This is a genomic window from Fenollaria sp. C0166D3 (assembly GCF_056590255.1).
Genome location: NZ_JBWPVU010000006.1, coordinates 13,767 through 31,814 on the forward strand (window position 1 = coordinate 13,767; position 18,048 = coordinate 31,814).

The 18,048-nt window shown below is 30.3% G+C and carries 19 protein-coding genes; 3 read left to right on the forward strand and 16 right to left on the reverse strand.

Annotated features, from left to right (window positions below):
* Window positions 1–57: 57 nt before the first annotated feature.
* The 4 genes from AC1EJ0_RS05205 to AC1EJ0_RS05220 form a co-directional block, all read right to left on the reverse strand.
* Complete coding sequence (locus AC1EJ0_RS05205; protein WP_480023981.1) at window positions 58–2,553, reverse strand: FtsX-like permease family protein; 2,496 nt, start codon at window positions 2,551–2,553, stop codon at window positions 58–60.
* Window positions 2,540–3,229, reverse strand: a complete 690-nt coding sequence (locus tag AC1EJ0_RS05210; protein WP_480023565.1) for an ABC transporter ATP-binding protein — start codon at window positions 3,227–3,229, stop codon at window positions 2,540–2,542. Before AC1EJ0_RS05210 ends, AC1EJ0_RS05205 begins: the two co-directional genes overlap by 14 nt.
* Window positions 3,230–3,328: 99 nt before the next feature.
* Window positions 3,329–4,306: a sensor histidine kinase gene (locus AC1EJ0_RS05215; RefSeq protein ID WP_480023564.1), complete on the reverse strand. Its 978-nt coding sequence runs from the start codon at window positions 4,304–4,306 to the stop codon at window positions 3,329–3,331.
* Entirely contained in the window at window positions 4,299–4,958 is a 660-nt protein-coding gene (locus tag AC1EJ0_RS05220; protein ID WP_480023563.1) for a response regulator transcription factor, read from the reverse strand. Before AC1EJ0_RS05220 ends, AC1EJ0_RS05215 begins: the two co-directional genes overlap by 8 nt.
* Window positions 4,959–5,382: 424 nt before the next feature.
* Between AC1EJ0_RS05220 and AC1EJ0_RS05225 the strand changes: the two genes are divergently transcribed.
* The 3 genes from AC1EJ0_RS05225 to AC1EJ0_RS05235 all read left to right on the forward strand — a co-directional run bounded on the left by AC1EJ0_RS05225 (window position 5,383) and on the right by AC1EJ0_RS05235 (window position 7,885).
* Window positions 5,383–5,718 (forward strand): PadR family transcriptional regulator, encoded by a 336-nt coding sequence (locus tag AC1EJ0_RS05225; protein ID WP_480021977.1) that lies wholly within the window; start codon window positions 5,383–5,385, stop codon window positions 5,716–5,718.
* Complete coding sequence (locus tag AC1EJ0_RS05230; RefSeq protein WP_480023562.1) at window positions 5,711–6,283, forward strand: DUF2812 domain-containing protein; 573 nt, start codon at window positions 5,711–5,713, stop codon at window positions 6,281–6,283. The genes AC1EJ0_RS05225 and AC1EJ0_RS05230 overlap by 8 nt, the downstream gene beginning before the upstream one ends.
* Before the next feature lie 252 nt (window positions 6,284–6,535).
* Window positions 6,536–7,885 carry a relaxase/mobilization nuclease domain-containing protein gene (locus AC1EJ0_RS05235; protein ID WP_480023561.1) on the forward strand — a complete coding sequence of 450 codons (1,350 nt, stop codon included), beginning with the start codon at window positions 6,536–6,538 and terminating at the stop codon, window positions 7,883–7,885.
* 204 nt (window positions 7,886–8,089) lie between these two features.
* Here the strand turns inward: AC1EJ0_RS05235 and AC1EJ0_RS05240 are convergent, their stop codons facing one another.
* The 12 genes from AC1EJ0_RS05240 to AC1EJ0_RS05295 form a co-directional block, all read right to left on the reverse strand.
* Window positions 8,090–8,281 carry a hypothetical protein gene (locus tag AC1EJ0_RS05240; protein WP_480023560.1) on the reverse strand — a complete coding sequence of 64 codons (192 nt, stop codon included), beginning with the start codon at window positions 8,279–8,281 and terminating at the stop codon, window positions 8,090–8,092.
* 271 nt (window positions 8,282–8,552) lie between these two features.
* Entirely contained in the window at window positions 8,553–9,500 is a 948-nt protein-coding gene (locus AC1EJ0_RS05245; protein WP_480021981.1) for a PBECR4 domain-containing protein, read from the reverse strand.
* A 261-nt stretch (window positions 9,501–9,761) separates the two neighbouring features.
* Window positions 9,762–10,100, reverse strand: a complete 339-nt coding sequence (locus AC1EJ0_RS05250) for a hypothetical protein (RefSeq protein WP_480021982.1) — start codon at window positions 10,098–10,100, stop codon at window positions 9,762–9,764.
* Window positions 10,054–10,572 (reverse strand): recombinase family protein, encoded by a 519-nt coding sequence (locus AC1EJ0_RS05255; RefSeq protein WP_480023578.1) that lies wholly within the window; start codon window positions 10,570–10,572, stop codon window positions 10,054–10,056. Before AC1EJ0_RS05255 ends, AC1EJ0_RS05250 begins: the two co-directional genes overlap by 47 nt.
* 73 nt (window positions 10,573–10,645) lie before the next feature.
* Window positions 10,646–10,855: an SHOCT domain-containing protein gene (locus AC1EJ0_RS05260; protein WP_480021984.1), complete on the reverse strand. Its 210-nt coding sequence runs from the start codon at window positions 10,853–10,855 to the stop codon at window positions 10,646–10,648.
* Between the two features lie 416 nt (window positions 10,856–11,271).
* On the reverse strand, window positions 11,272–11,526 hold the full coding sequence (locus AC1EJ0_RS05265) for a BRCT domain-containing protein (protein WP_480023559.1): 255 nt from the start codon (window positions 11,524–11,526) through the stop codon (window positions 11,272–11,274).
* Between the two features lie 30 nt (window positions 11,527–11,556).
* Window positions 11,557–11,697 carry a hypothetical protein gene (locus AC1EJ0_RS05270; RefSeq protein ID WP_480021891.1) on the reverse strand — a complete coding sequence of 47 codons (141 nt, stop codon included), beginning with the start codon at window positions 11,695–11,697 and terminating at the stop codon, window positions 11,557–11,559.
* A 376-nt stretch (window positions 11,698–12,073) separates the two neighbouring features.
* On the reverse strand, window positions 12,074–12,385 hold the full coding sequence (locus AC1EJ0_RS05275; protein ID WP_480023558.1) for a hypothetical protein: 312 nt from the start codon (window positions 12,383–12,385) through the stop codon (window positions 12,074–12,076).
* A 216-nt stretch (window positions 12,386–12,601) separates the two neighbouring features.
* Window positions 12,602–12,886: a hypothetical protein gene (locus AC1EJ0_RS05280; protein WP_480023557.1), complete on the reverse strand. Its 285-nt coding sequence runs from the start codon at window positions 12,884–12,886 to the stop codon at window positions 12,602–12,604.
* 286 nt (window positions 12,887–13,172) lie between these two features.
* On the reverse strand, window positions 13,173–14,531 hold the full coding sequence (locus AC1EJ0_RS05285) for an MATE family efflux transporter (RefSeq protein ID WP_480023556.1): 1,359 nt from the start codon (window positions 14,529–14,531) through the stop codon (window positions 13,173–13,175).
* 36 nt (window positions 14,532–14,567) lie between these two features.
* Window positions 14,568–16,301: an ABC transporter ATP-binding protein gene (locus tag AC1EJ0_RS05290; protein ID WP_480023982.1), complete on the reverse strand. Its 1,734-nt coding sequence runs from the start codon at window positions 16,299–16,301 to the stop codon at window positions 14,568–14,570.
* A complete protein-coding gene (locus tag AC1EJ0_RS05295; RefSeq protein WP_480023554.1) occupies window positions 16,295–18,040 on the reverse strand; it encodes an ABC transporter ATP-binding protein in 1,746 nt (581 codons plus the stop codon). Before AC1EJ0_RS05295 ends, AC1EJ0_RS05290 begins: the two co-directional genes overlap by 7 nt.
* Window positions 18,041–18,048: the final 8 nt, after the last annotated feature.

Sequence of the window (18,048 nt, forward strand, 5' to 3'; positions counted from 1 at the left end):
ATAGGGAAATTTGGTGCTATAAAAAAGGCTATGAGTTTAATGCTCACAGCCTTTTTCTTATATACTCTTGAAAGAGTTATCCGAGTTTTCGTTTATTGTTTTAAAACCACTTTTTATTGCAAATAAAACTCCTGCAATCATAAATACAAATACTACTATTAGAGGGATATAATTCATATTTGTTATCATACCTTTTATCGCAAATACTAATTCATAGTTACTTCTATAGGCTCTCAATGCAATTCCAATAATAAACATAAAGATATAGGCTAAGAAAATATTTTTAAACAATATTTTCCCCTCTCCGAAGACCATCTTTTCCATTTGTTTTTCTGTCATGCCAGTGGTGGATAGGAGTTTAAAATCATTGGCTCTCGCTCTAAGGTTTCCCTTAAAACTATTATAGGCATTGGAAAGAGCAATCGTTATAAGAATGATTTGGATAGCTAGATTTAGAAGTCTTTCATTCCTTATTACTTCTTTATCCATAGCCGCTTTTAGAATTTCTGTGGAAGTTCCATGGTCAGATTTTGGAACATAGGTCGAAATTACTTTTTCCGCATCTTCAAATACTTTTTCTTTATTATTATCGGCTTTGATTTTTACAAAGTAGTAATAAACTGGGTTGCCTTCATCTATTCCATATTCATCAATAAATTTTTTCATAGAACTTTCACTTGTAAAGATAGATATTTGATTGTCATTATAAGCTTCTAAGTCATAAGGCATTTCATCAATACTTGCGTCAATTTTTATATTTATTGGTTTGCCCTGTGCATTATATTTTAAAGTTACTTTTCCTGTATCCTTATCAGAAATTTTTATATACTCACTAAAGGCATACGGAGTTTTGTTATCTTTTCTTATCTTATTAAGCAATAAATAAGATGCATTAGAGATGTTATTTTCTTTTAAAAGCTCTTCAAAATCTTCATCTGTTAAAGCATATAAACTTGCATATAGACTATCTTTTGCTATTTTCCCACCATCAAGAGAATTTTTTAAGTCTTTAGAAATAAAGTCTTTATTATCGTCAACATAAAATTTTGTGTCATTTCTTTGATATAGGTGAAGCTCTTTTATTCCGTCAACTTTTTCTAAATCAGCTAATAAGTTTTTATCTAAATTCTTATCAGTGTAAATACTTGAATTAAAATTGTAAGGACTTTTATAAGAGTTATATTTTTCATTTAAAGCTCTATAAGACTGGCTAACCAAAACTGTTGTCAATACAAAGGCTGATAGAGCCATAGAAATGACAATAATTCGATAGGTTGAACGATAAGACCTGTAATAATCTTTTGCTAAAGTCTTTTCTATAGGTCCATTTATTTTTGACTTACCCAATTTAATGTTTTTTTCTGTAATCCCATTTAAGCCTTCTATTATTTTTATTTTTGCACTTTTCTTTGCAGGAAGCAGTGCTGAAAAATAAACCATAATTAAGGATAACAAAATAATTATTAAAATAGACCCAATACTTGGTATTACTAAATTAAAGCCTGGAGATTTTAGACTTTCTCCTAAAATATTTGATATTTTTTTATAAGAGATAGAATTGTTAAACCACAACAAATATAAGAGCAGATTTGCAAATACCAAAGATAGAATTGTTCCCAAGGCTATTGGTAAGGTTGAAAGTTTAAAAGCTTTCTTTCGAATCATTTTTTTGACCTGCTTATCTGTCATCCCAGTGCTTTTTAATAGAGCAATTTCCTTTAAATCCCTATTATTCCACACATTAAAAGCCCCATAAATGATAAATGCAAAAAGTAGGCAAAGAAAGAAGGCTGCCCCATATTTTTCTAAAGCTGAGTTTACAACACTTTTAGGTGGAATAATTCCTTTAGGATAAACCATACTGTGTTCTAAAATATGTTTGTTGTAAAATACTCTTCCAATATCTAAGGCTTGTTTCTCATCAATATTCATTTCAGATAAAATTTTTCGAGTCTTTGTGTAGGTATCCCTTATGCTTTTATACCAAATCCATGCTTCTATTCCAACATTGTTATCGAATAAATAATCCTTTTTATTACTATCTGCTAAACCTATAAGCATAGTATCTTCAAAAGAATATCCATAATCATCGTAAACACCAACTATGGTATATGTCTTTTTATTTTCAATAATCTCAGAACCTAAATCGTACTCCTTATTTTTTATTAAAAATCTCTCTGGTACTAAAAGTTCATTTGAATTTTCTGGTTTTCTGCCATTTTTAATTTCATAGCCGAGAAGACTTTCATAATCTCCATTTTCATATATAACCGCATTTAAGTCTGTATTAATAATTTTATTGAAAGAAACTTTTTCTATATCTGTATCGTTTTTTAATTTATCATAAAAACTTTCGTCAATTTCAGCTATATCTACATGATAATCTCCAATAGCTTTCTTTACATATTCATACTGTTCAGTGTTCATTGAGTCGAAAACAAAAATAACAGTTCCTAGTAAAATCACTGCCAAAAGTATAGAAATTTTAATGGCAAAACTGTCTTTCTTATTATTTTTTACAGCTCCATCAGCTAGGTCATTAATAATTTTCATAAGTTTCATCTCCTAAGAAATTTAACCTACCATCTACCATTCTATAGACCTTATCACAAGAATTTGCTACTTTTTCATCATGAGTTATTATCATAATTGTAGAATTTAATCTCTTATTTACAAGTCTGAAAAGTCCTGTGATTTCTTCAGAATTTTTTCTATCGAGATTTCCTGTAGGCTCATCTGCTAAGATTATTGCAGGTCTTGTAATAAGACTTCTAGCAATAGCGACTCTTTGTTGCTCTCCACCGGATAATTGTTTTGGATACCTATCAAGCTTTCCTTCTATTCCTAGTATCGATAAAATTTCCTTTAAATATTCGTCATCTGCCTTTTTATTGTCTAACAAAAGAGGAAGTAAAATATTTTTTCGAACGTTGATGTTTGGAATCAAATTAAAAAATTGATAGACAACGCCTATATTCCTTCTGCGGAATACTGTCATTTCATCTTTGTTAAACTTGGTAATATTTTTATCTTGAATAAATATATCACCACTTGTTGGCGTATCTACTCCTGCTAATAGATGAAGCAAGGTAGACTTTCCTGACCCGCTATCTCCAATAATGGCGACAAGATCTCCTTTTTCTAGTTCAAAATTCACATTTGATAGAGCGTGTACTTCTACTCCACTATTGTAAGTTTTTGTTAAATCTACTGTTTTTACAATATTCATATTTAGTCCTCCTTAACTTGTCTATATAATACTAGGCTTAAGTGACTGGAAAGTGACTAGAAAAAATGACTGTGCTTTATTTACACAGCCATAATTAAATCAATTATAAAATCTCATTTCAAAGGAATTTGATTTCTTCCCCTTATGATATAAAAGCTCTCCATTTTGTCTTTCCATAACAGATTTTGCCATAGGAAGCCCAATCCCATAACCTTTTGAATTTGGATCCAGCTTATAAAAACGTTTAAAAACTTTTTCTAACATTTCTCTATCTAAACCTTTAGAAAAATCTTCCACAAATATACTTTTATATAAGTTCGTTTCTTTTAAGTGAATTTCTATATGCCTATCTTCTGTTGCTTCTAGACCATTTTTCATCACATTAAATGCTGCTTCATAGGTCCATTTCTTATCGCATATAAGATAAAAGTCATCTCCATAAAGTGGAATTTCAACATTATCTTTTAAAAAATAATCTTTTAACTTTTGTATAATATCTTCAATTAATTCTCGAGCAGATATCCTGTCTTTTGCCATTTCTATTGTTCCAGAATCAAGGGCTGCAAGCTTTAATAAAATGTCAGATAAGTTGTGGAGTCTAAGTAAATTATCTCTAAGTCTTTCTATATATTCTTCGGAAAAGTCATCATCTTCGTCTTCTAATAAGTCTAACAATAATAGTGATCCAGTCAACGGAGTTTTTATTTGATGGGCAATGTCTTCAGTATATTCTCTCAAAGTTTCTTTATTTTTCTCTGCATTTTCAGCTATTCTCTTATTTTCTATAATAATTTTAATAATCTCATCTCTAAGTTTGCCAAATTCATCGTCTATAATTTCGTAATTATCAGAGTTTATATCAAGCGAATGGAGTAGTTTAAATATATTATTAATCTTATCCTCAAGAACCTTTTCTTTTTCCTTTTCAATTTTTGAAATAACTATAAATAGAATTATATTTATAAGTAAAAACCCTATAAGAGTTAGAACATCAAACCTTGGATTGAGATAAACTACAAATAAAGACATTATCAAATTTAAAATTAAGACAAGTAAAATATTTTTGTTTTTATTCATTGTCCCACCTATATCCTATCCCTCTAAGAGTTTTTATATGACTGCCATAATCTCCGAGTTTAGATCTGAGTCTTTTTATAGTGACAGTTAGGGTATTGTCATTTACTTCATAAAAATCATAACCCCAAACATAATCTAAAATTCGTTCTCTTAGTAGATTTATATTTTGGTTTTCTAAAAGCATTTCCAATATAGCAAACTCTTTTAAGTTAAGGTCTAAATCTTTTCCATCTATCGAAGCTTGTTTTGAAATGAGATCTAAAGATAAATTTTCAAAAGTCAGTTCGTCAACCTTTTTTATTCTTCTGCTAAAAACATTGTCTATTCTTGCTTTTAGGACAGGAAGAGAAAAAGGTTTTGTAATATAATCATCTGCTCCTTGAGAAAGACCTTTTATTACATACTCGTCTTCGTCTTTTACAGTAATCATTATCACAGGAAGGTCAGAAAATCCCCTTAGCCACTTTAAAAAATCAAAACCTGAACCATCTGGGAGATTGACATCCAGAAGAATTAAATCAAAATCATTAAAATTAAGATTCTCTGTCAGAGAAAGCTTGTTATAAATAACCGTCTCAATATTCTGTTTGTTTAAGTAAGTTTTAACAGCAAAGGCAATTGTGCTGTCGTCTTCAATCATTAGTATTTTCAATTCTATACTCCACCTCAATCTAATCTTCTACTTTGTACATTATTTCTATAATATTATACCATATTTATAACTAAATTAATCTAAATACCTTAAATTAGTTGATTCTTATTATCCGGTACTGGGACTGGGGCGGGAATAAAAATTTGAAAACGTCCTATAATGAGGTGGATTTAGTGATATTATAAAAAATAACTACCACTTATCATTTAATACTAAAATAAAAAGAGCAAAATTAGATAATACTTCCAATTTGTTTCAAAATATATAAAATTAACTCAATCAAAATATCCGATATCATACAATTATAGACGAGAAACAATTGATAATTACGATATTTTCATACTACGACTATGTCTAACATACTACTTGACACGTAGTATGTTTAGTGATATAATTTAGATAATCAAATACGGAGGTGTTATCAATGGGAAATGATTTACAGAAACACATTCCTTTAACCGAAACAATGTTTTTAGTCTTGCTAACAATGCTGGAAGAGAATTATGGTTACAAAGTTTCACAAGAAGTTGAAGAAATAACTAATGGACGGATTATTTTGGGTCCAGGAACCTTATACGGAGCCATTAATAATCTTAATAAGAAAGGATGGATTGAATTAGTTGATAAAGATGATAGTGGCAAAAAAGTTTATATAGCCACAGATACTGGAAGAGAATTAGTTTCATTAGAAATTAAGAGAATGAGAAATTTGGTTTTAAAAGGAGAAAAGAAATTTAAAAAGGAGGAAGACTATGAATAAAATAAAAATTTTTCTAAATCCTATAGAAGGCAGGGAAGAATATTTAAATCATATAGCCAGCGAGGGATATCGACTTGTAAAAAGTGGATCTATCATGCATGAATTTGAAAAAACTAATTCAGACCATAGGTACGCTGTAGAGTATATAGGATATATGAATAACAAGGAAAGAAAAAAATACACAGAATTTTTAAATGGTATGAATTTAAAAGTTTTTACAGCCCCACTTAACATTGGAAAACTTAGTTTTGGAAATATAAAATTGAGACCTTATAACTCTCCTAAAAGTATGATAGCGACTTCTCCGGGTATGATTAACAAAGAAATTTTGATAATTGAAACAGACGGAAGTAAAGAAATACCAATTTTTTCTGATAGGGACAGTAAAAATTTAGATATTAATAGGAGAAAAGCTCCATATTACTATCTTTTATTTTTCTCTGCGCTTTTAATAGTATTAGGTTTACTCAAGGTAATTGATTATAAATCAATAATTTTAGGTGTAATACTTATTATATTTGCTAGCTTCGGCTTATATAATTTGAATTCAATTAAAAGAAGTTAATAAAATTATTAGACAAATATCGCCTGATTATATATAGGAAGATTGGATTCCTATTTGATACTTCTAGAATAACGTCTTTAATTAAAAATAGAGTGTTTAATAAACAAGAAGTGTCTTAATTAGAACAACCAACGTATAAAGGTGGCTTCTATGTCCAAATAATGGTCTTCTCCCCTCTGTACAGCTGGTACACTCTAATTTTCCCGACGATTGTACTTCTTAATAAATCAAAAGAAAGTTCTGGTGATTAGTATGGCAATTACAAAAATACATCCTATAAAATCAACACTAAATTTAGCAATAGATTATATTACTAAGAAAGAAAAAACAGATGAAAATATTTTGGTATCTTCATTCAAATGTCATCCATCTACTGCATATAAACAATTTGACGAGACAAGAAAAAGTAACAACACAAAAGGAACTGTTTACGCAAGACATTTAATTCAATCTTTTTTACCAGGCGAAGTTACTCCAGAAAAAGCACACGAAATTGGAATGGAGCTATGCAAAAAAGTATTGAAAGATGAGTATGAATTTATACTAGCAACTCATATAGATAGAGGGCATATTCACAACCACATTATTTTTAATAATGTAAATTTTGAAACAGGCAAATGCTATAGATCTAATAAAAGAACTTATCATATAATTAGAACTAAAAGTGATGAGTTATGTGAAAAATATAAGCTATCAGTGATTGACAAATATTATGAAGCGTACAAAAGAAAATATAAAACGGCTGGCAAATCTTGGTATGAATATGAGCAAAGTAAGCAGGGTAAATCTTGGAAATCTAAATTTCAGTTCGATATTGATAGAATGATAAACAAATCTAATTCATGGGATGAGTTTTTAAAAAATATGAAAGAATTAGATTATGAAATTAAGAACGGAAAATATATTGCATTTAAACATAAGGATAAAAAAAGATTTACACGTGCTAAAACTATTGGCGAAGATTATACTGAAGATAAAATTAAAGAAAGAATTAGTGAAGCTATTAAAAATAAAAGCAATCCAAATAAAAAAAGAGTTAATAATGTTATCAATTTATCTACATCTAAAAAAGTAAAAACATCAAAAGGTTATGAATTTTGGGCGACTAAACATAATTTAAAAGCTATGGCTGAGACTATAGTGGAATTAAGAAATCTGGGAATTAATTCGCAGGCACAGCTAGAAAAACTTATACAAGAAACTGCTAATGACAGACAAAATATTATGGACGAAATTAAAAATATAGAAAAGCAAATGAGTGAACTATCTAATGATATGGAAAACACTCACACTATAAATAAGTATCGTGAAATCTACAAATATCACAAGAAAAATCCTAACGATAAAGAATTTGAAAGCGAATATAAAAGCGAGCTTACAATATATATAAAATCAGCTGAAGATATTTTAAAAAAGTATGGCAAGCTACCTGATACTAAAAATATATTAGACCAGTTAGATAAGTTGCAAACAGAAAAAGAACAACTAATGGAAAAATATAAGCTAAATAAGGAAAACTTCAATAAATATATACAATATAAAAATAACTATGACAACTATCTAAATCAAGATAAGGACAAAGAAAAAAAGGTGGAGAGATAAACCCTCCACCTTTAAATTATATAAGGGAACTACATTCCCTAACCCTTGTGCTACATAAATTTTACTTGATATACATCGCTTAAAATTTATGTTTACTAGTTTATTTATTAGATAAATATGAATCTGTTAAATCAGTTAAAATATCTTTAAATCTTTCATCTTCAAATACAAATTCTAAAAAGTCAGACACAAATTTTCCATCAGTTAAAGTAGCTTTACTTGTAATTTTGTTCTCAAACTTTTCAAAGGCTTCCCCTTTTTCAATTTTTCTTTTGTTTTCAAATTCTTTTTCAAGCTCTTTAGCTTGTAATTTAAGTTCTTTAATTTTTTCGTTAGAATCCTCTCTTTTCTTATTTTCTTTCTAAATTTATCAAGAATTCTCTCTAATTTATTCATAACATACCTCCTTTTTACTCATTTTAATTTTAAGCTATCTAAAACGCTCATATCTCGATTTTATATACTTAGCCTAGTAAATATATGCTTAATGCTTTAAAAGTCTTCCTACGCTTAAAATATGCTTTAAAAATAGAGCGAGTATAATGAACTTGCCCTATCTCTCAAAATCTATATTAACATTATCCTTTTTTATAGACTTAGACTCTTCCTCTTTAAATTCTTTAATTTGTGACAATACAGATGGCTTAATTTTGCTTATATTTTTATCTTACAAATCAAAACATCGTTTTAATTCTTTTGTCAGGTCTGCTCCTTGATATTTAGAATATCCTTGCAGTCCTTTTTCTGATATAAAATATAAATTTTGTGTAGTGTCATTATAAAATAGGTCACAATCTTTATATTCATCTGGCACTTTGGTATAAAATTCAGCTATTCTACTGCTTTTATACTCATTATCAAACAATCCATCAGTAAATAAATATTTAGATATTTCATTTAATAACATTTCTTTTTCTTCGCTATTCCAAGGCCTTACTGGATAATATTTAAAACCATCATACTCAAAAGAGTTTTCTCTGTCACTAAGTCTGGTAGCTTTAAGTAAATTTCTATGCTCATCTAAATCTAATGATTGATTCATTCGGTCTAATTTTAACTGTCTATTCTCATCAAATGAAAATAGTTTTTCTTTACCATCTGCTAAAATTTCTGTAATAGAAATGACTGGATCTTCTATCTGAGAATTTCTAAAGTATAAATCATCTGTTCTTACTAAAAACGTCTCCAGATAATCTTCATAATCTGTTGAAGCAATGCCTAACATCCTAATACTAGCGTCGTTAATATCTACTCCTAAAAATTTACTTTTTATCCTAGAATTAACATTTGTCATCTCATAAATTTTTGCATTGTGCAAGTTTTTTAAAAATCCCACAATATTGTCAACCCTATCTCTTACACTACTAAGCTTATTTGGATTTGATGATGCTATCCTTTGATATATTTGTTCATCTGATAAATTGGAATTTTTAATATAATTATAAAGTCTTCTACCTTTAATTGCTCCAGTATTGTTAATATATTGAAGTCCTAACAAATGAGCCAAGTTTTTATTATCAATATCAATTGTAAACTCTTTCTCAAGTCCAACAATGTTTATAGTTTTATTATTAAAATTGTTATACCAATCAAATATATTCTGTATATTATTCAAACTAAACACTTCCTTTATAATATTTCAAAAAAATAAGGAGTAATACTAATCGATCACTCCTTAGTCAATTTTAGTGGCTTTTTAGCAATACAACCTCACTAGCCCTTGAGTCCACCGATAAATTGTAACGGTGATGTTTTTAGCTATCTCGGGTATTTCCGACGCTCCCGGTTAAGCTAAAGGATAAACATTAACCCCCAATCCTCTTCTAATTGTATATATATTATAGCACAGTTTAGAAAATATTTCAAGTGCTAAACACTACCTGTCAATTCCTTTTTCTGCCTTACTTTTAGATTGTTTCTTTTCTTCTTTCTTATAGTCTGCAATTTTACCTAAGACAGATTCTTTCTTAGGTTTTTCTTTATTAAGATCTTTAGGCTTTAATAATTTTGCTGATAATACACGAATATTTTTACGCTCCTTACCATTATTATCTATATAAGGCTTTTCTTCCCCAAATATTTTAACAAAATCTCCTTGTTTTAGGTTATCTAAATCTTTTGTCTTATCTCCATAAGCTGAACAATTGGTATAAACATTATTTCCATCGTCATCTTTTGAAACAATTGAAAAGTTGCTTACCTTGAACTTTCTCAAATTCCTCTCTACTTACAATGGCTTCATGGTTGTCTATAATCTTATATTGGTCCTTTTCTCCATTATTTTTATGTCTATTATAATTTTCATCTGTATAAGTCTTTTGGTAGATAACATCCCCTGTGTATTTTTCATTTTTTAAGATTCCATTTATAGTCGACCCATACCAGTCTGCTCCTTTTTGCCCTTTAATCTTTCTTTTATTTAAGTCTTCTGCTATTTTGTGAGTTCCCTCACCTGAAAGATACTTTTCAAATATTTCTTTTATGATTTTTCCTTCTTCTTCATTAACTACCATCTTCCCATCTAAATTTTCATAGCCATAGGGTGGGCTTGATATGATAAATGTTCCATTTTGAAATCTTTTCTTTATGGACCATTTGTTATTTTCTGATATAGACCTAGATTCACTTTCTGCCAATGATGACAGTATGGATAGCATCAGCTCGCTTTCCATGGTTCTTGTATCAATATTTTCTTTTTCATCCTTTCACCTCTCTTCCTCTTAGTGCTATATTCCCATAAAATCAAGTATTTATCAAGTCTTATAGCAATAATTCTGAAAGAATAGGCTTAAATTTTTTTATGTTTTCTCTTCTAATTTTTCTATATTCTTCAAGGCTAATTTCATCTAAAAGAAAGAGGTCTTGGATGAAATTATCTGATAGATAAAAGTTAAGCTCTGCCTTTAAATCTCTTTCTGTATATTGAGTTTTTACTAAATCTTTTCTGCCTTCAAACTTTTCAACTCTCATACTCCACCTCCTATATCACAGGCAAAGAAATTAAGGTGATTTTTAACCTATATTTCTTTCCCTCTATATTCCTTAGGACAAAGAGAGTGTTTTTGAGTAAAGAGTTTTCTTAAATATGAAAATACAAAAGCGAACATAAAAAGACCTATTGATATTTCTTCTTGAAAATATCAATAGGTCTAAATATGATTATTGAATTGATAAATATTAATCCGATTCTCTATGATGCGTCTTAAAATTTTATAAAATAATACAATTTAATTTTTATAAATTAGAGTAAAAATAACGCTATTTGCACCCTTTAATTCCAAAACATTAAAAAGTATCCAATAAAAAAAGACGGCATTTCTACCGTCTTAAATAACATCTTTTATATCTTAACTTTTAGCACTATTGGTTAATCAAATCATAAAATGTCATTCATCTATAATGTCTATATCATTACCTTCTAGTTTTAATTTTTCAGTCTTCTTATGTTTTGATGACTTCTCACCTTTTAGTATTGCATTATAATCGTTATCTCCAAGTATTAAATAATTAGTTTTATTATTCACGCTATTGTCGAGTATTCCTCCTAAATTAACAATTATCTGCATTGCATCTTTTCTTAGCATCTTCTCCAGCTTTCCTGTAAATACAACATGCCCAATTGTAAAAAAAGTTGTCTTCATCTATTTCAACTACATCTGGCGTTATTGAGTTTATATCAAATTTAGTCCTTTTAGTTTTCCACAGATCGTTAATAGCAATATTGTTGCATTATATGCAGCTTTTGCAATCACGCTTGCTCCTTTTGACCTTGCCACAATATCTACATGGGTATGCAAACTTTTGATTTCCATTGTCTTTTTCTCCTTTGTCTGTTTTCAGTTTTGGAATTTTACTATCCTAATGTTCAGGTCGTATCTTCGCTCCCTTTTTCAAAGGGCGCAAAGATACACCGTTTGACTATGGTGCTTTGCGTTCCTGCGGAAAGCTATTAGCTCCGCTAAGGAAACAAAAACGCTAAAGCATTTTTATTTGTTCAAGGGGGGCTACTCCCCCTTAGACCCCTGTGAACTTTGCTTTTTGTAGATTTTCAAATCCACAAAAAAGCAAAGTGTTAAAATGTTTCTCACTTTGCTCCATCTCAATCTCTAATACATTTCTGTTTTTCTTATTCTTCATCAGCCGGTTCTTCAAAATTATCATTTGTGTTTTCTTCTTCAAGATTTGGATTTAATCTAATGAGATTTCTTTTTCTTTTAAATGAATTTCTGTAAGTTCTTTTAGCTTTTCTCTATTTCGATTATCGGAAAGCACATAATCTAAAAAGGCATAGATTAAATCATTATTTGTTTCTTCCTGCATACCTGTAATTTCTCTTTCAAAGGCTTCAAATACTCCACCTTTTTCTACTTTTCGTTTCGTGTCCGCCTTTCTTTTTAGCTGTGATTTCTTTTGTCTTAGTTGCTTAATTTTGTTTTCCGCCTGTTCTTTTTTCTTAGTTTCTTTTTCCAACTGGCTCATTACATTTTCTAACTCTTTCATTTTTCATTCCTCCATTTCAATATTATTGTGTTCCAAACAAAGAAAGGCTAAGCACCATTCTTTGATACTTAACCTTTCAGCATTTTTTGAATTTATCTTCTAAAAGTTTTCTTAGTTTTTCTAAAATCTTATCCCTCCTTTTTCCGATTGCTTGATAGCTTACTTTTTCTTTTTTGCCAATCGATCTTAGACTTTCTTCTTTGTAGAAAATGGCTTCTATAAGCTCTCTTTCTTTTTTGTGAGTGTAGCTAATGCCTTGTTTAATTCTTCAATTTGCATTTTGACCTCTACAATTTTTTCTAAGTCTATTCTTTCATCTATGATATTGTCTACAAAGTGTCCATCGTTATCCAGTGCTGAAAATGGAATCACGTCATACTTCCAATCTTTTCTCTGAAGATATTTTTCATGCTCTGTTATCTTCCAATAGGCTTTGTAGACTTCTTCACTTACAGGTACAGCTTTCCCTCTAACATAGTTGTGATATTCTTTTTTACCCATTGTGCTATCCTCCTTTTTCTGCTCTCTGTTTTTGCTTTTTGAGAATAAAAAAAAGGAGGACTTCTACACTTTGGCGTAAAATGTCCTCTGAATTGAAAAGAGTTTACCTTTTCTTTAGATGTATTTAATTGTTTGAGAGAATAGACAACTATAAGGCAAATAGAAATTTTTATTATTTATTTCTTTTGTATATAAAGATTTTTTCATCTTAATCACCCAGCCCTTATAATTAAATAATGTTCATACATCAAACCTTTCTCATTTTTTCTTTTGTCTTTTGAGCTACCTAACTTTTTGTAATTTGTTGTTTTCCCATTTTCCTAAGTCCATTAATCATTAAAAACAGTCCCAACATAATCATACTAAAATCTACAATAGGTTCAGCCCACCAAACTGCACTTGCTCCAAAAAACTTTGGAAGCAATAATATAGCCGGAATAAACAAAATCAGTTGTCTAAGCATTACAATCATGCTTGCTTTTTTCCCATCTCCAATAGATTGAAAGAATGTAAGTGTCATTATCATAATTCCATACAAAATAAATGTGGAATAAAACATCTTGAAATTCATAACACCAGCTTCTATGATTTCACTTCTTACACTGAATAGTGATAGTAATTTTTCTGAATAAAACATCGATGGTATCCATGAAAGAGCTGCAAGAATAGTTGCTCCGTACATAAAAACCTTCATTGTATCTTTTACTCTTTTATATTGCTTTGCTCCGAAATTTGCCCCAATAACAGGCTGTAAACCTTGGCTCATTCCCCAAAGAGGAATAAAGGAGAACATATACAATCTCATTGTAGCAGCCATTAAAATTCCCCAATTATCTCCACCGTATGCGAAAGCTTGCTTAAACAAGAATGTTTGTTGTACTGCAAACAAAATTTGCATCATCATTGCAGAACTTCCTATGCTAAACATTTCACTGGAAATATCCTTACTCTTTTGGATTTTATGAATCCCCACAAAAGCACTTTTCTTTGAAAAATAGCGGAAGGTTAATATAGCTTGCACAATTTGAGAGATTACAGTTGCAATAGCTGCCCCTTCAATCGCATATTCTCCCATCAACTTCATGAAAATGGGATCTAAAATAATGTTTAATATTGCTCCTACCCCCATAATAATCATGGATTGCTTTAATGCACCTTCACCACGCATTGTCATATTTCCGGCTTGAGCAAAATTAACAAATATGGAGCCAAAAAAAACTACTCTTAAATATCTGACTCCAAGTTCTTTAATATTCCCCTTTGCTCCTACTAAATCCAAAAAATTAGGTGCAAATATCAAACCTAATATTGTGATAACTATAGAGAATAAAATTACCCAATAACAAAAATTTCCAAATATCTTGTCAGTTGTTTCTTTATCTCCCTTTCCAATCGACCTTGATAATATTGATGCACTACCAACTCCAATAAGTGCTGATACTCCACCATTTATTATTGTTAAGGACATGGATATACTAATAGCAGACATTGCATAGTCTCCAATAATCCATCCAGCAAAAATTCCGTCCATAAATGGATATAGCCCTATAACTATCATTCCTATAATTCCCGGAATAGCTAACTGAAACAATAAATCTTTAGGACTTTTGGTTAAAAGTTGTGTTTTCATATCTTGTTTTCCCATATGACTTCCTCCAGTTTTTTTCAATATTTTTATAACTTATGACAACTGCCACTTTGCTGCCACTTGTCTTGCTTCAACAAATTTTTTGTAGATACCATCAACTTGAATAAGTTCTTCATGTGTACCTTGTTGCGTTATCTTTCCATTAGCCAAGACAAGAATTTGATTTGCATTTTTTATGGTTTTTAGTCTGTGCGCAATCATTATTACTGTTTTATTTCTTGTGAGTTCCTCCATAGCAACTTGCAATTTATCCTCATTTTCAGGGTCTACATTTGCAGTAGCTTCGTCAAAAATAATAATTGGTGCATTTTTTATTATCGCCCTTGCTATAGATATTCTTTGTCTTTCTCCACCAGATAAACTTGCACCACTTTCTCCTATAACACTTTGGTATTGTTCAGGAAGGTTCATAATAAAATCATGACAGCAAGCCTTTTTAGCAGCATCTACTACTTCTTCATGGGTAGCATTAGGCTTAGCAAACTTTATATTATTTTCTATAGTATCTTGGAACAAATACACATTTTGGGAAACCATACTGATTTGTTTCATCAATGACTCTAAGGAATATTCTTTTATATTATGTCCTCCTATACTAATCTTCCCGTTATCTATATCCCAAAACCTTGCAATCAAGTTACAAAATGTGGTTTTTCCAGCTCCTGAAGGTCCGACTATTGCAGTCATTTGGTTTTGTGGTATATCAACAGATATATCATCAAGAATTTTCTTTCCTGAATATGCAAATTCTACATTTTCAAAAGAAATATTAAAATTAGCAGGTTTTATATCTTTTCCTTCAATATCCATTTGTGGAAATTCTTCTAATTTCTTGGTTTGTTCAATAGAGCCACTAACAACTCTAAGGGCAGTTGTCGCACTTCCTGCCAATTTAATTTGTGAAAAAGCAAGAAATGAAATTATGATTGTCATAACTGTATTCAGAAACGAAAGTTCTCCTCTTTGGTAGAAGAAAATACCTGCACCTATGATTAAAATGCTGAACAAATCTAAAAGAATATTTTGAACAATCGTGTAAGGTGTAAACAACTTTTCACAATCAAGATTTGTTTTTCTGGTATTTTCAATAGCACCTCTAACTTTCTCATCACCTTTACCGGTTAAATTAAAGGATTTTATAACAGACATTCCTCCAATCTGTTCTAAAACAGTATCTACTAATTTTGCTGAAGCCATTTGTCGTTTAGGAAGAACCTCTCTTGACTTCTTTTCCATTTTTGACAAAATAACCAAATATAATAGACTTCCGACAGTTACAATAAAACCTATTCTCCATTCAAATATTAAAATCATCAAAGTAAAGATTATAGTATTTATAAATCCCGACAAGGTATTTACCATAACCATCGCAGCCGTATTTTCCACGTCTTCTAAAACGGTTGTAGAAATACCAACGACTTCTCCCCCATTGTTTTCATTAAAAAATCCCATAGGAATTTTTTTGAGCATTTCCCCTATTGAAATTCTTTTATTTGCAACCATAAAATAGCTTGCATGGCATTGTTGTAACTGTGAATAATAATTTGCAATACTTCTGCCTACTATGCTTACAACAAGAAGTATCAAAGCAATCCACGCAGGTGTCATACTCATATCTTTTTCAGCAACAGCTTTAACTATAAAATAAATTGCACTGATTTGAAGCATGTGAAAAATTGCAAACAAGAAACTTACCCATATAGAATGGTATATATTTTTCTTCTCATCACCTGAGAAATCTAAAATTTTTTTTAAAGCACTTAGCATTTTATTTCACCATCCTTTACTCCAATATGAGCATTCCACATTTTTTTATATAGCTCACAATCTTCCATTAACTCGTTATGTTTACCATGTGAAATAAGCTCTCCATTCTCAACAAAAAAGATTTGTTGAACATCTGTTATTGTTGATAACCTGTGTGCAATAACGATAACAGTTTTATTTTGTATCAATTTTGATAGAGCTTCTTTGATAATCACCTCATTCTCCGGATCAATATATGAAGTTGCTTCATCCAATATCACTATCGGGGATTTTTTAAGCATTGCTCTTGCTATTGAGATTCTTTGTCTTTCTCCTCCTGAAATATGGCTACCACTGCTTCCGACAACTGTGTCATAGCCTTTTTCCATATTCATAATAAAATCATGGCAGCCTGACTTCTTTGCAATATTTTCAACTTCTTTATCACTTGCACTTGGATTTCCCATTCGTATGTTTTCCCTAATGCTTTCATTAAAAAGGAAATTGTCTTGAGAAACAAATGCTACTAAGCTATATAACTGTTTAAGAGGAATCTCTTGGAGATTATATCCACCAATTTTTATGCTTCCTGTATTTATGTCCCAATATCCTGCTATCAGTTTTGCCAAAGTTGACTTTCCACTACCGCTCGGTCCAACAAAAGCTACCGTTGTCCCTTCTTCTATGTTTAACGACACTCCATGAAGAATTTCCTTTCCTTCTTCATATCCAAACTTCACATCTTGCAGGGCAATATCATATTTGTTTATTTTCACATCAACATTGGAATGAATTTGCTCTTTTCCTTCTAAAATTGAATTAATGGAATTTGCAATAGTTCCTATCTTTGCAAGACCATCAACAAAATTCATCGTTTCAAGTAAAGGTCCTGCAATACCTAAAGATAGAATAATTACAGATATAAATACTTCTGCACTTAAACTGCCGCTAATGTAGAAATACCAACCAAATGGAAGCACTGTGATCATTGTAGTAGGAGATATGTTTTTAGATAAAGATACAGGTAACTGACAGCTCTTCATCCATTCATAAAAGTATCTTGCATTTGCAATAACCTTATCTTTATATTTTGCATATGACCTTTTATCCTGATTGAAGGTTTTGATCACTTCTATTCCGTTAACATACTCCACAATTGCCGAGTTCATTTCACGACTAACTTTTACAGATCCTTCATACTGAGCAGCGTAGTTTTTCATCACAAGTCCCATGAAAAACATTCCTAAAGGAATAGAAACTAATGACAATAACGCCATTCTCCAGTCAAGAAATAACAAATATATGAATATACTCAAAGAGCCTAATATATTGGATGTCATTTCAGGTAATAAGTGTGCAAGAGGTTTCTCCATACTTTCGACCTGATCGACTATAATTTGCTTTAAATTACCGCTTGGAATATTTATTATTTCTCCCAATGGCATCTTTGGAAGTTTATCAAGCATTCTTAAACGAATATCTTTTAGTACACTAAAAGTCGCTTTATGAGATACTGATAATGCCAAAGAATATAAAATTGATTTCAAAGCATATGATAGCAAGCTTATGCCAAGCCACATAAGATAAACCTTGCTGTCTTCAATTCCATTCACTAAATAAACTAAAATGCGACTTGCCGCAATGTATGGAACAATCCCCGCTAAAACACCAATACTCGCTATAAATACTGATGTCTTTAATTTTGGATGTTCATCATGTGCAAGCTCCCACAATATTGCAGTAGGACTTTTTTCTTTCATTTCAACAC

Coding starts and splice junctions, on each gene's coding strand:
- AC1EJ0_RS05270 (WP_480021891.1), bottom strand. CDS start 11,697: ATGGAAATCAAAAGTTTGCATACCCATGTAGATATTGTGGCAAGGTCA.
- AC1EJ0_RS05230 (WP_480023562.1), top strand. CDS start 5,711: ATGAATAAAATAAAAATTTTTCTAAATCCTATAGAAGGCAGGGAAGAA.
- AC1EJ0_RS05215 (WP_480023564.1), bottom strand. CDS start 4,306: ATGAATAAAAACAAAAATATTTTACTTGTCTTAATTTTAAATTTGATA.
- AC1EJ0_RS05240 (WP_480023560.1), bottom strand. CDS start 8,281: ATGAATAAATTAGAGAGAATTCTTGATAAATTTAGAAAGAAAATAAGA.
- AC1EJ0_RS05265 (WP_480023559.1), bottom strand. CDS start 11,526: ATGAAGACAACTTTTTTTACAATTGGGCATGTTGTATTTACAGGAAAG.
- AC1EJ0_RS05295 (WP_480023554.1), bottom strand. CDS start 18,040: ATGAAAGAAAAAAGTCCTACTGCAATATTGTGGGAGCTTGCACATGAT.
- AC1EJ0_RS05290 (WP_480023982.1), bottom strand. CDS start 16,301: ATGCTAAGTGCTTTAAAAAAAATTTTAGATTTCTCAGGTGATGAGAAG.
- AC1EJ0_RS05285 (WP_480023556.1), bottom strand. CDS start 14,531: ATGGGAAAACAAGATATGAAAACACAACTTTTAACCAAAAGTCCTAAA.
- AC1EJ0_RS05275 (WP_480023558.1), bottom strand. CDS start 12,385: ATGAAAGAGTTAGAAAATGTAATGAGCCAGTTGGAAAAAGAAACTAAG.
- AC1EJ0_RS05280 (WP_480023557.1), bottom strand. CDS start 12,886: ATGGGTAAAAAAGAATATCACAACTATGTTAGAGGGAAAGCTGTACCT.
- AC1EJ0_RS05260 (WP_480021984.1), bottom strand. CDS start 10,855: ATGAGAGTTGAAAAGTTTGAAGGCAGAAAAGATTTAGTAAAAACTCAA.
- AC1EJ0_RS05235 (WP_480023561.1), top strand. CDS start 6,536: ATGGCAATTACAAAAATACATCCTATAAAATCAACACTAAATTTAGCA.
- AC1EJ0_RS05205 (WP_480023981.1), bottom strand. CDS start 2,553: ATGAAAATTATTAATGACCTAGCTGATGGAGCTGTAAAAAATAATAAG.
- AC1EJ0_RS05225 (WP_480021977.1), top strand. CDS start 5,383: ATGGGAAATGATTTACAGAAACACATTCCTTTAACCGAAACAATGTTT.
- AC1EJ0_RS05210 (WP_480023565.1), bottom strand. CDS start 3,229: ATGAATATTGTAAAAACAGTAGATTTAACAAAAACTTACAATAGTGGA.